This is a genomic window from Tolypothrix tenuis PCC 7101, from assembly GCF_963874875.1.
Classification (GTDB): domain Bacteria; phylum Cyanobacteriota; class Cyanobacteriia; order Cyanobacteriales; family Nostocaceae; genus Aulosira; species Aulosira tenue.
Genome location: NZ_CAWNJS010000003.1, coordinates 77,208 through 92,117, shown reverse-complemented (window position 1 = coordinate 92,117; position 14,910 = coordinate 77,208). Strand labels below are relative to the sequence as shown.

Genomic DNA, 14,910 nt, shown 5'->3' with positions numbered 1-14,910 from the left:
CACTATTTATTTAAAACTTGATTTACCTGGATTTGTTGTTGTGAGAGGGTTATTGCGCTGTGTTGGTATTTCTAACAAGCGCTTTCCACCCAGTAGCATGAGTTTTTCAACCAATTGCATTGATACTCCGGTAGTGCTGGCGGCGACGACAAGTTCCTCTCCTTGCGATCGCAACTCCACAAGTTGGTTCAGACGCTTCCAAAGCTTGCTGTCTGTCGTAACCCACTGGTTTTTGAGGGCAACTTGCATCCCTTTGGCGATATATCTGCTATCAGATAATGCGGTGTAACTGACCTTTGGTTTTACTTCTTCAGGTTTGCTGGGAGTGTCGCCAATAATTTCAATTTGGCTGTACTCTGGTGTGCCACTGCCCGCTACAATCCGGAAGTGATAGCTTTTCCTTGTTGAGCCAGATTCGGTAATCACCGTCATGTGCGCCCCGTAAGGAGCTGGTGGTAAACCGGGGATTTTGACTGTCTCGATGTGGCGAATGTGAATTAGTCCCGCACCCGTGCTGTTTCCAGAACACTTACCCAAACCTTCAAGGCATCCGTCTACATCAAAAACAAACCTAGATGGGTCATCCAGCCAGATTTTCTTGATGATTTCTCTGGTGTTGTAGAACGATATTGATACCCCATGTCCAGGCCACACCTTAACTGTCTGTAATTGAGCATTTTCCCCTGATACCTGGGACGCTGCAACTTGACGAATAGTATTTGCTAGTACAAGTTGGTTTGGTGCAAGCACGGAGGCGATAGTGAGGCACCCGCTAAAGGCGATTGCGCGGAGCGCAGTGCCAGAGGCAATCGCCTTTGGCATCCTTAAACTAAAATCGGCTATATCTCTTAGTTTCACAGCTTGATTGACCTATCGACTTTGATTGTGATTTTGGTGTCTTTAGGCACATACCAAACATTGGGACGGCGGTTGATTTCGTCAGTAGCACGTTCTGTCCGCTTGCTGATTGTTTCGCCAAGTTTGCCAAAGGCACCTTCAAGGAAAGCAGCTCCCAGGTTGCGATTGTTATTGCGGCTGCGGGTTCTTGTCCCACCTAAAGGTAAATCTTCTGTGACTTCTTCATCCGGCTGGTTAATAATTTCCCCTACCTTGGCAAGACCAGCTATTGTCCCTAATGTGGCATCATATTTAGCAATTTCAGATCCCTTGTCGTCGTAAGGTCTGGCGATTAGGGGCGAACCCGCCTCTCCCAAAACTGATATCGTTCCAGGTGATAGAGGATATTCTGTGCCGTCTTTGAGAATGGCCATGACTTCGGCACGCACGCCTGATGTGCTATCAACCGAAATCATGGCGATAGTTACCTGTGTTCCTGCGGGAATAGCTATTTCACCAGTATTGCTGTAAAGCGGCTCGTCCAACCGGGCGACAAACCGTAATGTATTTGTCTGCTCCTGGGAACGACTGTTATTACTGGTTTGGGGCATAACGAGTGGAGTTACCAGGGTTGCACTTGCAAACGAACCGACAACTAAATACTGTGGTTGTGTTTCTTGGAGTATCTGCGCTTCTTCTGGCAGGTAGTTATTTGCAACTTGCTCAACTTGCTGAGTAGAGTTGTTTTCTTTATTACTAGCAAAACTGGATTCTACGGTCTTTTCTTTGTCAAGTTCTGAGCTAATTTGTGGTTCTTTTACCGAGAAGCTATAAATAACTGGTACGGCTTGATTGTTCTGTTTGTCATCAGTATTGCCATACTCAGGATTACTGTCATTTGTGGTTACAGGTTGCCAACGCGGGCGCAGTTCTTCAACTTGATTAGGAGTATTGGTAAATGTTTCGGTATTCTCGCTGCGTCGGCTACGGCGGCGACGGGAGCGATCGCTATTTTGTTTTGCTGGGCGTAATGTTTCTTCAGTTTTACCTGTAACTTCTTGTACTGTTGTGTTTGTAGGTTCACTGACAGTGGTACTGGCTAGCATATACTCAACTCGACCAACCGAACCCAGGTTACGCAGGCGTTCAAGTTCGGCTATTGGATCTTTGGCGACAGTCTGGTTGCTGGCAACTGTTTGTTTAGCAAATTTTGGCAGAGGAGCGCTAGGACGCAGAGGTGGTATTGGCTGTGAGGCCACTACTCTACGTGTTGGTCTAACACGTTCGGGTGTTTCTTCCCGGTATACACGTCTTCTGGAAGTAGGGGGAGTTTCTTGAGCAACTACCCTTCGTTGTCGAATAGAACGGGTTTTCTCTGGGTTTTTGGCTTGTTCTTCTTCAGTAGCTTCTTTTTTCTCCTCTTTGTCTTCTGTGTTAGCTTTACCATTTAGGGCATCAAGTTCTTCCTGTTGCTTGGCGAGAGCAAGCTTGGCATAAACATCGCCTTCTTTTTTCTCAGATGCGGCAACCGTGGGAGTTGGAGTAGTAGTTAATTCTGGTTTTTTGGCATTTTTACCACTCCCATTCATCATGCCGTTGAGGACAACAAATATAACTAAAAACCCAGCACCAAATGCACCACCAATAATTCCTAACCTCGACCAGGGAGATGTAACAAAGTCGTGTTTAGTTTGGATTAACGCGGGGTCTTCTACTTCAGTTTCATCTTCTTCAACCACCTCAAATTGTGAATTTTCAACTTCATCTTCCTCTGCACTATCGATTGGTAAAAGACTATTTACGGAAGATATATGTTTATTGGTAGCCTCATTCTCTAGCTGTAACATAGTTCTATGCTTGATTAATGATTTTTATTTCTTACCGAGGTTATAATCAACGATTTGAGTAATTTCTAAACCTGGTTCTCGTACTAAATAAATTTTCTTATCGAGTTCAGTTGGCTTATTTGGTAACTTGGGAGTATCGACAGCTTCGACAGTAATTGTTTTGTTAAAGGCGATTCCTTTGCCTTGATTTTCATTTCTATTAAAGCTTACGAGTGTAGCTATATAATCAACTTCCCACTGTCCATCCTTAACTTTTCTGGGTTCAGAGATATGGCGGGTGACGAGCGAAACTTGAACTTCACCGTTAAATACACCACTTGGCACGATTTCTGCTAATTTCTTGAGAAAGTTTGCCCGGAAATCTTGATTTTCAGATAGTGCAAATGCAGCTTCCCAGGCTCTAGTAGGAATTTTTTTTCTACTATTTTTTGTTGTTTGAATATCTATTCCCCTATCAGGTTTAGTAACATTTTCGCCATTCTCTGTTGCTTCGATTATTCCGTTCCAGCCAAACATTTTAATCATGCTATCTGAGATAAAGCGTTTGATAGTTTCGGCTTCGCGTTCGTTAGGAGCAGCAAATTTACCAGGTGAAATAGACCCATCTTGGAGTTGAACAATCGTCATGCCTTTGACATGATGATTTGTACTAGCACTCATGCCAATATTTATTATTTGCAATAGGGTAGATAAGATAGTTCCTCCTGCTGTTACGGCGATCGCCATTGCAATAGGTGTGGATGTGGATTGCCCATAACTGAGGAGCCGAGCTGGTTGAGATTTAGACTTAGGTTTAAGCATAATTATTTGTTAATTACTTTTTAACTTTGATTTTGGAACTAACAAATTTGGTGGCGTTGACAGCAACCGTAGCAGTTGTACTTGCTCCACCTGTAGCGATTCCTGCTGCAATTTCAGAGCCAAATGCTACTGTTTTACCTAATCCTGTCCAAACAGCTATTCCACCACCTGCGGCTAATGCAGATGCCAGGATAGGAGAAACTAACCCAACAAAAAGCAGAAATATCATCGGTTGGTTTTGTTCGGAATTAGCGATAAGTTGTCCGCACAAACCAATAATCATGTTGAAGCAGAGTTTCGCCATTCCAACGGTGAAATAACCAGTTAGCCAAGCGAAAATAGGTTTTGCGCCAAAGGGGAGTAGCGAACCGCCTATTGCCAACGGGCCAAGTAGGGCAGTTAAAAGCATCGTGAATTCGATACCCCACTGGTAAGCGTTATTGAGGGCGAGGAGGATAACTGCGACAAATCCGGTAATCATCGAACCGATTGTACTGGTGATAGTATTACCAATCTTTTCGGCGATTTGACCAGGGGAGAGATTTTCGAGCGCGTCTTTAGCATCAGATAAAGCCTGAAGTGGGTTAAATTCCCAACTACCGCTATCGGGGGCTTCTCCTTTAAATAGATCGGGGGCTGAGGTTTTAAGTTCTGTTTCTGCTTGTTGCAAGCAGATGATTGAATCTTGCGTGTTACCAGGAATGGAACGGCATCTTTCCATTGCCGCCCCTACTTGCTGCTGGAGGGCAATATTGCCGACTGCGCGGTTGAATGCTACTTCTAGGTTGGCTCCGGCAGCAGTAAATTCCAGGATGTCATTATTAACAGTATTAATGTATCCCCGGATGGCGAGTGTTCCACTTCTGAGTAAAGTGCCATTGTTAGCTAGTAGTCCGATAACCAGAATGGGCCATATCCAACTGGAGAGGGCTTTCATATCTTCTTGATTTATCCAGTTTTTGCCTAACTCAACCATAAAAAGGGTGAGTGTAGCGATCGCAAAAAACTGACCAACTTTGCACATCGAGCCGTACAAGTTACCGTTGAGGGTTTCTTGCCAAAGTTCATTGAAACCTTCTGCTACTAGTTGCGCTCCGGCTGACGCATTTTCTAAAATGTCTTGCCCGAAGAATGGGTCGGTTGCAATTACAAGATGTTCTAACATGGTCTGTATTATGTACCTGATAGAGAGTTGGTCATCTCAATTGCAGAGATGACCAACTAATTAGGGTGAATTATTCACCTGCGGTAGTTTTGAGACTGCTAAACCCACTGATTTCGATATACTGGGCGCTGATACCGTCCATCATCAGGTTTTGACGGCGGCGATCGCTTGCCCCTTGTTCGGCAAGTTGAGATAGCATCAGGTTAGTTTGCTGGGCATCGTGCCGTGTTTGCAGTCCGTCAATGCGAGATTGACCCAACATTGAGACAATTTGCGAGTTTTGGGCAGCAATGACCTTGAGGATGTTTTGTGAAGCATCCATTGGTTGTGCAGATTCTGCGAGTTCTTTGGCCTCAGCTACAGTTTGTTCAGTTGCTTCTATCTCATTTTTGGTACGTTCCTGACCGACTTCCCCTAAGACGCTGGCAATTGTAGCGCGGGTGGTTTCTCTCTCCAGTTCGTTAGCTGCACTGACCGCAGCTTCAACTGTGTTGCTTTCATTCCAGTTACCCTTGCTCTTGAGTTGCTCTTTGAGCTTTTCGGCTGAATTTACTGGATCTGGCATATCCATACTGCCAGTCTGAATAGCAGTTTTAGCTTCGCTTTTCATCCCACCCCATTTATTAGTTCCTGAAGTGAGTTCCTTTTTGGTTTCCTCAAAATAGTTATTGAATTTCCCTAAAACCTTGAAGAAATCGTCAATTGAAAAGGCATAGCTAGGTGCTGTACCGAGTAAAGTAACCAGACCAATTATTGACCCGATTATTACTCCTTTCTTAGTAAACTTGAATTTTGGTTTCATACTTTTCGTGGATAAAATAATCAATGTGGCAATTAAAGTTAAGCCACTTGTTTATTAGTTATTGATTCTTGTTTTTATAAATCTAGATTATTCTTAGCTTTTCTTCTATAATTTATGCTGACTTTAATTGCTGATTGTTATTGTTATCCAGTAATTGTTGTGCTTCTTGGCTTAACTCATCTCCCCGAAGCATTTGTATGTAGCTTTCTGAAAATTTCACCATACCCAGCATTGGATTATCGGCATATTTATTGAGAAATAGAGTGCGTAATTCTTGCTCATTCGGGTTATTTGCTACTGCTGCAAGTAAGCAATAAGCAGGATAATACCTACAGAAAGTAAGTTTGCCATTATCGTCAAGTAACCACTGTGAATAAATACTTTCGCGTTTTGGGAAGAATGCTTCGGTACTATTGCGCGAGATAATTTCATAAGGATATTTAAACCTGCTCACAAATGGGTCAACTGCCGATGTTTGAATCCGACCGATCAGGCGGGTTGTGATGTTAGCAAATATCTTGGAAGCAGACTTACTTTGGAAAATACTTTCTGGTTCTTGGGCAGATAAAATTACACGTATACCTGCTTTTGCACCGTTAGCGCAGAGTCTACCAATTAACTCGGCTATGCTCTCAAAATTGAATAAAATTGGTGCTTCGTCTAAGAAAAATATTGATACTTTAGATGATAAAGCTCTACGTAATGCTGCGGAATAAGCACTCAAGGCAAGGACTGCGGCATCGGCTTCACTCCCAAGCGATCGCAGTGCAAATACAAGCAATCGAGCATCAGTTCTAAAGCTAGATGGATTGGCGATTGATTGCCCAACTCGTGAATTTAACCAGAACTTTAATCGCAATCTGATTTGGTCAAGGGCATCGAGGATTTCTTTACTATTATTGGTAATGGAATCGAGCTTGATAAATCCAGGTGAACAATAATTATAGAAATCTTTAAGTGTGGGAATATCTGCCCATTCAGGTGTTCCCAATCCATTTTCTAGGGCTAGCTTGTACCGAAGTTTGATATCTTCATCGTTGTAAAAAGTTTCAATTGTAATTGTAATGATGCTTTCAATATTTGATACTGTTGTCGGACTTACCCCTACGGGATTTGTCCCTAACACCATAATCATTAATGTGGATTTCAAGAATTCCTTGAAATCGGTCATTCTCTCTTTAATAACTTCAGGCTCATATCCCCTTAAATCTGGTAATTCAAATAGATTATTCGATTCTTTACTAATATCGAAATATGCCCCTTCCTCTCCCATAAATTTGGTGTAGTCAGTAAACGTACTAGTACCATCGGGTTTGGGATAATCAAGTGCAATTACGGGAATGTTTTGAGCCAAGGCAGGTGTTAATAGACCTGCTACTAAGACAGATTTACCCGCACGGGTAGTACCAAAAATGGCAAGATTTTTGTGCTGCTTGTACAAGTCAAGATGTACTGGAGTTCCTCCTTCTTCAGCAATTAGCTCAAACCCGGATTTATCTCCTGTAGCCGTTCTGACTATCGGCATGAGTCCGGGAACTTCTGATGAGAAATAAGGGAGGCGACGGTTAAAGGGTCTTGTAAGTAGGTTTTCCCAAACAACAGGTACACATTGTAACCATGTTTTCCAGGCGTACTCGATTTCTCTATCAACTACAGCAGGTCGCAAGAAGCAACTAGAAAGGTATTGACAAGCTTCATCAAGTTTTTGACGACTGTGACGATGGACACAAAAAACAACAGCAGTATGAATCGGGAGACTGCCTCTGAGGATAGTTTCTTGTGCCTTAACTGCCTCCTCGATGTTCATATTGGCTTTTACGTCAATTGATCCCTTCTCCGAAGACATCGCGCTGGAGGTAATTGACTGTTTGGTAATCCGTTGCAGAGCAGTTTTGGCAAGTCCCTGGTTCGCTTTAGATAGCTGGCAGATAATCTCGGTGTCGGAGATTTTTTCTTTGGATATTACCTCCCAGAGATATCGAAGCTGTGCGTATTCGTCTACCCAGCCTTGGGGCTTTTCGCTAAACTGAAGAACGCCGATATACTTGTCTTGTAGTCTTACCCAGCTGCGATCGAGAAACGGGACAGATTTTTCATTCTCCAGCATCAGGTGGCGAATATGGAAATCGCTAGTTTGAACTTCTCGAAGTCCCTCTTCATCTAATATGAGGGGATTGGGAACTTTGGGTGCATCGCTACGGTTAAATTGACTCCAAAGAATTGACCATACTTCCTCACTCGTGACTGCTCGTACTGAAAGTCCCATCGAGTTTGTGAAAAGTTGTTCCCACCGTTGAAACCCAGAGGTAAAACTATCCCGTAAAATTGTTTCAATTCGTTCTTGCCGAACACCGTGAATTTGTCCAGTAAATTGGAACCAGGCATTTTGCAATTGTTTGATAGTTTTTTCAATTGCATCATTTGAGCGACTATCTTCAGAAGCAAGGACACTATAGGTACACCAGAAACGTAAAAACTTATTTTTACGAGTTCCTGCTTTAGTGAGTTCTCTTGCTCGCAGACGTTCCGATCGCACTAATAAAGTTAATTGCTCTAGGTCACATTTATCCTCTATCTTTTTTAGTTCCTGCTGCCGGAGGAAATCATCAGTGAACGAACCAAGATGAATTGTTAAGGTTTCGCGTTCGGGAAGTTCTTTGAGTCCGCCCTCAAGATTTTCAAAAATTGGCAGAATCTGTTCTTCTGGTAAAGATGGGTGGACTCCTTGTACGTCGAAGCAGAACTTAATTTGAATATCTTCTTTTTTCTGGAGGATGAGTGCGCCGATATCTCTACGACCAGCAAGCGAGATACTTGCAATCCCGGCTAAATGAGTAATATCCTCGAACGGTGTCAGATTTTTAACAACACCTAATTGTTCGGTATCGAGGGATTTTTTACCAATTTTGTCCTTTGTTTTCGTGGAGGCGGTCGAACTCATAGCCTGTAGTTTCGTTCGGTGATATTTTTTACTTGAGCAGCTTTATCTGCGTTTTTTCAGCTGGTGCTTTTTCTGGGATTGAGGTTGTAAAGGATTAACGAGAGAAACAAAAGGTTTATAGCCACGGGTGATGCGGGGTGTGCCGACAAACTTACCGAAGAAGGCTTTGTTGGAACTTACCGTCCACCAAGTTGCCCATCCCCAAGCAGTTACCATTCCAGTTGCCAGCCAGGAAGCTTGCATAAAACCCTTGACTACCATGTAGGAGATGAGAGCGATCGCACTCCAAGGAACAATTTGGTCGGCGGGAAATGGCCCAAGGCGCGGCTGTTCTCCTAATACGCGGTTGACAGTACGAAATTCCCGTTCTCTGCCCATTATTACGAAAGACAAAAGTCAGTTTTTGAAATCTTGATGAGTGGCACTTGTGGAATTGTGCCACTCTGGTGGCTTTTTTGACGAGTGACGTATCAGCCTGTTACCAGCCCTGCGAGCAAGTCTCCGACTACAACTGTGAGGGCAACGATAATTGGTGTACGGGCGATCGTTTGCCAATCTTCGTCGTTTCTGGCTGCTTGAACAACCCTAATAAGACCAATACCCAGGTAAATTAGGAACAAACCGCGCAGTACCGCAAATACGTACCTAATAATATCTTCATTGACACCAGTAAAGTATTCTGTGAAGAAGTCCTCTGCGTTTTGCATGAACTGGGCATTTGCAGGTGCAGTGGCGATATCCAACATAAATACTACACCTACCAAGCAAAACAGGACAGTATAAATATTGATGCCATACTTGCGCTGCCATTTCTCAAAGTTGGAAAGTAGCAAGTTTGCTTCCTTGGGTAGTAACGCTACAATGCCAGTTCCAAACGCGAGAGATGCCATCACCATGTGGTGGATGGAGATATCTGCAATCATCAAGCCAGTACCAACTGCCATCAGTCCGGCGATGCTGGCGTTTTCTTTCCAGTTGCGCTTTTTGCGGCGGGTGGAAGCGGGGTATCCGTATTCTTCGTGGGAAGGAATGCGATCTGCGCTTCGCAGCAGCGCTTCGCTATCGCTGCCAAAATCAGATTCGTAGTCTGTTCTCATAAAAAGATTATTTCAGAAATTAGTGGATGAAACTTTGTAGAGTAACTAAGGTCGAAACACTGCTTTTTACCAAAGTTTTTATTGGAGTAAATATCTGCTCCAACTTCTCACTTGTGGAATTATTTTATGGGATTAATAACCGTAAAATCATCTAAAAATTTTCTATTTTTAGACACTATGTTTTTCAGTAAATCATTCAGTAAAAACTCAGACAAATTTGCTTGACAAGTTCCAATAATTAAATCAGTTATTGATTTCATAATGTTTGACCCCCGATATAAGCTATATCGGGGGTCAAAGATTGATATATGATGTAGTGTAATTACGGTTGTTTACCGCTAGGTTGTTGTGATGGATCAACTCTCCGTCAACTAATTTTGCGTTTTGTTTGGGTTGAAATCGAGTTTGAGTTTCTTACCTACTTTGAGATTGAGGGTTTTAGTACTGTTAGCGGGTAGTTCAATAACCTGGTTAACAGAATAGATTGAATCGTACTTAGGACAGGTTTTGGTTTTGCAAGGGGGAGCAGCTTCTACGATTGATTTGATAACTCCATCTCGCAGGAATATCATATCTAAAGGAATATACGTATCTTTCATCCAAAGTTTAACTTTTTCAGGTTTATTGAGGACAAATAACATTCCGTGATTTTCAGGAATCGAGTTACGAAATTTGAGTCCGTGGGCATATTCTTTTCTATCGTCTGCTAATTCGAGTTGAACTGTTTGATTGTTACTGGTAAAGGTTGCGCCAATAGGTAAATACTGGGGCTGGCGAGTCCAAAAGTATAGCGGTAGGGGTGAGAGGGCAGCAGTAAAACCAGCAATTGGCCCCACAAATTTGATAAATTTGATGAATTTGAAAAATAGGCTTTTTTCTGGATTTTGTGCTTGTTTAGTTTGAATGTTGGTTTGAGCGGTTTGTCTTGTAACTTCCATAGTTTTAGCTAAATAAGGTAGTAAAGTGTTTAGAAATGGCAAGCATTATGAACTGTTGAAATGTTTTGGTTACATTTGCTTTCGTCCAAACATAATGAAACTTTGAATTGATTTATGAGGCGTGCTAGCTGAAAATCTCAATGTTGCCAACAGCAAATTTGCTTTCATCGAGGGGGCTACTAGGTAAAGCTTGTTGGTCAGCTTTGTTACGCATCGACTCGACTCTATCGGCTTCACGGATAGCAAGCGGGTTAATCTGACGGCGTTCTTCTAGTAATGCCTCGATTGTTAGTTCAAGTGCCGGGAATTGGCTTTCTGAGTAAGTATCTTCTGTTATGGTTTCGCAGAATATCGTACTAGCGGCGCGTTCTACAATTGTCTGGATTTCTGCACCTACACACCTATTGGTGGCTTTAAGAATTCTGCGCCACTGTTCCTCACTCCAGGGGTCGCCGCCATTGCGAAAGCGTTCGTCAAACCGGGCAGCGTGCAGTTTGAAGATACTATATCTTTCCCCATTATTGGGCAGGTCTACTTTAAATAAATAGTCAAACCGTCCAGCACGGGTGAGTTCGGGTGGCAGCCATTCCATACGGTTAACTGATGCGATGACCAGTACATCTGACGTGCGCTCTTGCATCCACGTCAACAGCTGACCAGCCAGCCGTTTGGCGAGGTCATCATCCCCGGCGAAGCCTTTATCAAAGTCGTCGAAATACAAAATTACTTGATTGAGCCTATCTGCCAGTCGCAACAAGCGTTTGAGTTTCATTTCTGCTTGGTTGCCAAAACTTCTAAAGTTGCCCCAATCGACCATAATGAGGGGAACACCCATGTTCTGGGAACAGGCTTTTGCTGAGTGTGATTTTCCCGTCCCCGGTGGCCCCACAAGCATAATCCCCTTGGGTACGCGCAGATTGTATTGTTTGGCACGCGGCGTAAGCAATCGCTTGAACTTTTTGAATGACTGCTGCATGAGTTCTAACCCACCAAGTTGGACTTTTGGTGGAGGTAAGAATTCGATGTCATACAAGCGGTTAAGCAGTTGAATTTTTTTTGCTAGTAGAAGCTTTGCTATCTCACTGGAATTTCCTAAGTCATGATTTTTTCTAATATCGGTTAGGCAAGAAATAATATCAGAAATATACAGACCAGCACTAGCGTTAGCAATTTCTAAATAGTCTTGTTCGGTATAAATTAAAGAAAATAAATTACTGTTGATTAAATTATCAATAATTTCTTGTGTATCTGGTAATTCTTGACTCCATAGTGGGATTTCTGCCGCTATCTCGCTTGCTATCTCGGCATTGGCTCCTAGTAATATGGTAGTCTTATCACTTTTGTTTGTATGAAATTTTAGATTAACTAACGACGACTTAATCCATTCTGATAGAAGAACAGATTCAGTATCTTTAGTTATGGTTTCTTTTAACCAAGGAAAAATATTCTCAACGATTAATACTCCAGTGCCAGAATAAACCCTCCAAAAATTGAGTACTTGAAAATAGTCTTCTGTCTTTTGTTTGATGGAAGGTTTATAGTCGTTAAACTCTTGAAAAATAAGATTATTTTCAGGGCTGACGACTAATTCTTTAATATTGTCTTCGCTTAAATTCCATATATAGACTTTTCTGCCTGCTTGCTCACAGGAAGTAGTAAGACGAATGAGGAAGCGGTGACGTTCTTGGAGGGGAGATTCACAGGCGATGATTGGATAATTGTCCGCAAGCAGGTCTTCTAGATACTCAAAGCTAGACTTCATCTTAGTTGCTTGTAGCGTAATCAGAAGCAATCTTACCTAGAAGAGATGCTGTACGATAACTGATAATTTTCTAATTTCTAAATCCAAAAAATTAGAAAAAAGTTGGTTTCTTTTCAGTATTTTGTTGATTGTGTAATGGTGTTGTGAATTTAGATAATTGCCAAGAGTTCTGATTTTCCAAGTTTTTCGATTTTCAGTTATGGCCAAAACACCGGAATATCCAATCGTTGTTATTCCAGAGTTAGTTAAAGACAGAAAACAGTTTACCCCTTTAGTTTTTCCGTCTGGACAAGGAGATGCACCAATTGGGGCAAGTGAGGGGCTGTTTGAAAATGTTCTCAAACATTATTTTGGTGAAATTGTTTCTCCCCAGCAGGTGATGTTTCCACCAGGGCATCGACTACCATTTACGGCTGATTTTCTGTTGATTGAACCAAATACTGGCTTACACATAGACTTGGAAGTTGATGAACCTATCTCATTTGCAACTGGGAAGCCTACTCACTGTATCGGCGAGGATGACTATAGAAACAAGTGTTTTGTCGATGCAAACTGGCTGGTTATCCGGTTTGCAGAAGAAGTGCGATTCGTTGTTAGCTGAATCACGGTAATCAGTCCGTACATAAGCTAACCAACCCCATCTAGCAATAGAGAAAGGTTGAACTCTCGGTCTGATATGGGTGAAAGTCCCATCTACCAGACTCAGGTATGACTCCCTATCTGCCCACGATGACCCGACTCGGTTTCGGGAGGTCGAAGCTGGGAACAGGGCATAATCAGACATCCGTTGTGGGATGACACTGGTGCTAAAGGGGAGTTCCTACGGTGAAATATAGCCTAGAAAAGCAACCTAGCAAAAAGCAGGACACAACATCAAAGCCTGACTTGATTGGAGATAAATCCCGCCGCATCCTATCTTCGATAGCAGCAAGAGTCTGGGGATTCCAATGGTTGAAGTGGCTACACCTAACGGAACTAATAATCAACCGAGGGAACGAATAAAAACGGATTGAAGGTCTAAGGGCGGTCGAACCCTAAGTAGGCTGGACGAGCAGCGGAATCCCTTCAATTCGGGTAGGACAGACCGTAATTGGTCTGAGGTGTTCAGAATACACAAATCGGAGCAGAGCATGATTAGACACAGAGGCAACCCTAGTGAATCCTGGAAGACTTTACCGTGGAAGCAATTCCGCCGTAACCTATTCCGCCTACAAAGACGCGTGTATAAAGCTGTTCAAGTTGGCGACAAGCGGAAAGCGAAGTCTCTACAAAAGCTAATTCTGAAATCCACCGCAGCAAGATTACTGGCTATCCGTCAAGTAACACAGCTAAATGCTGGGAAAAAGACAGCGGGAATCGACGGTAAAACCGCGCTCACATTTGAGCAAAGGTTTGAACTAAGTGAAAAACTTAGAACCGAAGCTAAAAACTGGAAACACCAGGGATTACGTGAAATACCCATCCCCAAAAAGGATGGTAAAACCCGGATTCTCAAAGTCCCCACTATTGCGGACAGGGCATATCAATGTCTTGTTAAGTACGCATTAGAACCAGCACACGAAGCAACTTTCCATGCTAGGAGTTACGGATTCAGAACGGGACGCTCGGCGCACGACGCTCAGAGACAATTGTTCAACAGTCTAAACTCTCAAACTAATGGAATAGATAAGAGAGTCATAGAACTCGATATCGAAAAATGCTTTGACACGATCAACCACGCCGCCATCATGGACAGACTCATCGCTCCTTTGAGCATAAAACAGGGAATTTTCCGATGTCTCAAAGCCGGAGTCAACCCAGAATTTCCAGAACTTGGAACTCCCCAAGGTGGGGTGGTAAGTCCACTCTTAGCTAACATCGCCTTAAATGGGATTGAAAGTATTCATAGATACCATCGGGATTCTAATAGAAGAATTACTGACAAAACCTCGGCAGAAAGTATCATCGAACCGTCTGTCCGCTACGCAGATGACATGGTGATCATACTCAGACCTCAAGACGATGCTACCGTTATACTTGACAAAATCAGTCAGTTCCTAGCAGAGCGGGGAATGAAGGTAAGCGAGAAGAAGACACTCGTTACCGCCGCGACAGATGGTTTTGATTTTCTCGGCTGGAACTTCAAAGTCCAGAACAACGGCAAGTTTAAATGCGTTCCTTCAGTGGACAACTACAAAGCTTTTCGCAAGAAAGTCAAAGCTATCGTCAATAACTCGAATTATGGTGCTACCACAAAGGCGGAGAAATTAGCCCCGGTAGTTAGAGGTTGGAGGAATTACCACCGCTTCTGCAAGATGGATGGGTCGAGATTCTCTCTATGGCACATCGAACACAGAGCATTCCAGGTATTCAACAAGGAAACTAAGCAGAATTGCCATACCTGTAAACAATTACTTAAAAAGGCATTCCCACAAGTTCCCTACTCCGAAAACAAATACATCAATGTCACAGGAGAGAAATCACCCTATGACGGAGATTTAACTTATTGGAGCGAACGCAACAGTAAGTTATACGACAACAATACCTCTAAAGCCCTGAAACGGCAAAACCATAGATGTGGACATTGTGGTTTAAAAATGCTTAGTGATGAGAAGGTACATCTTCATCATGTTGATGACAACCACCAAAACTGGAAAACTAAAAACCTTCTAGCCATTCATGAAAGCTGCCACGATTATATCCATATCAGCAAAAGCGCAAGCTAAGAACATCGGGAGCCG

The 14,910-nt window shown here is 42.9% G+C and carries 11 protein-coding genes and 1 pseudogene; 2 read left to right on the top strand and 10 right to left on the bottom strand.

The annotated features are described in order from the left end of the window. Positions 1-6: 6 nt before the first annotated feature. From AACU25_RS35695 to AACU25_RS35650, 10 genes are all read right to left on the bottom strand, one after another. Positions 7-858 (bottom strand): hypothetical protein, encoded by an 852-nt coding sequence (locus AACU25_RS35695; RefSeq protein WP_190445660.1) that lies wholly within the window; start codon positions 856-858, stop codon positions 7-9. Further along, entirely contained in the window at positions 855-2,684 is a 1,830-nt protein-coding gene (locus tag AACU25_RS35690; RefSeq protein WP_096585167.1) for a TrbI/VirB10 family protein, read from the bottom strand. The genes AACU25_RS35695 and AACU25_RS35690 overlap by 4 nt, the downstream gene beginning before the upstream one ends. Before the next feature lie 24 nt (positions 2,685-2,708). Then, a complete protein-coding gene (locus AACU25_RS35685) occupies positions 2,709-3,485 on the bottom strand; it encodes a hypothetical protein (RefSeq protein ID WP_096585165.1) in 777 nt (258 codons plus the stop codon). A 13-nt stretch (positions 3,486-3,498) separates the two neighbouring features. After that, the gene (locus AACU25_RS35680; RefSeq protein ID WP_096585162.1) at positions 3,499-4,650 is read right to left on the bottom strand and encodes a hypothetical protein; all 1,152 of its coding nucleotides are present in this window, start codon (positions 4,648-4,650) and stop codon (positions 3,499-3,501) included. A 70-nt stretch (positions 4,651-4,720) separates the two neighbouring features. Then, positions 4,721-5,452 carry a hypothetical protein gene (locus tag AACU25_RS35675; protein WP_096585159.1) on the bottom strand — a complete coding sequence of 244 codons (732 nt, stop codon included), beginning with the start codon at positions 5,450-5,452 and terminating at the stop codon, positions 4,721-4,723. A gap of 112 nt (positions 5,453-5,564) precedes the next feature. Further along, positions 5,565-8,393, bottom strand: a complete 2,829-nt coding sequence (locus AACU25_RS35670) for a hypothetical protein (protein ID WP_096585156.1) — start codon at positions 8,391-8,393, stop codon at positions 5,565-5,567. 42 nt (positions 8,394-8,435) lie between these two features. Further along, positions 8,436-8,771, bottom strand: coding sequence for a hypothetical protein (locus AACU25_RS35665; protein WP_045873818.1), 336 nt, complete (start codon positions 8,769-8,771; stop codon positions 8,436-8,438). Between the two features lie 92 nt (positions 8,772-8,863). Next, the gene (locus AACU25_RS35660; RefSeq protein WP_096585151.1) at positions 8,864-9,490 is read right to left on the bottom strand and encodes a hypothetical protein; all 627 of its coding nucleotides are present in this window, start codon (positions 9,488-9,490) and stop codon (positions 8,864-8,866) included. A 371-nt stretch (positions 9,491-9,861) separates the two neighbouring features. Further along, complete coding sequence (locus tag AACU25_RS35655) at positions 9,862-10,428, bottom strand: DUF192 domain-containing protein (protein WP_096585148.1); 567 nt, start codon at positions 10,426-10,428, stop codon at positions 9,862-9,864. A gap of 124 nt (positions 10,429-10,552) precedes the next feature. Beyond that, positions 10,553-12,190 (bottom strand): AAA family ATPase, encoded by a 1,638-nt coding sequence (locus tag AACU25_RS35650; protein ID WP_096585145.1) that lies wholly within the window; start codon positions 12,188-12,190, stop codon positions 10,553-10,555. Positions 12,191-12,389: 199 nt separating this feature from the next. Here AACU25_RS35650 and AACU25_RS35645 point away from each other — a divergent pair. Both AACU25_RS35645 and AACU25_RS35640 read left to right on the top strand, forming a co-directional pair. Next, positions 12,390-12,770: pseudogene (locus AACU25_RS35645) on the top strand (hypothetical protein); the annotation flags it as partial. Positions 12,771-13,320: 550 nt separating this feature from the next. Then, positions 13,321-14,895, top strand: a complete 1,575-nt coding sequence (locus AACU25_RS35640) for a group II intron reverse transcriptase/maturase (protein ID WP_096585142.1) — start codon at positions 13,321-13,323, stop codon at positions 14,893-14,895. Positions 14,896-14,910: the final 15 nt, after the last annotated feature.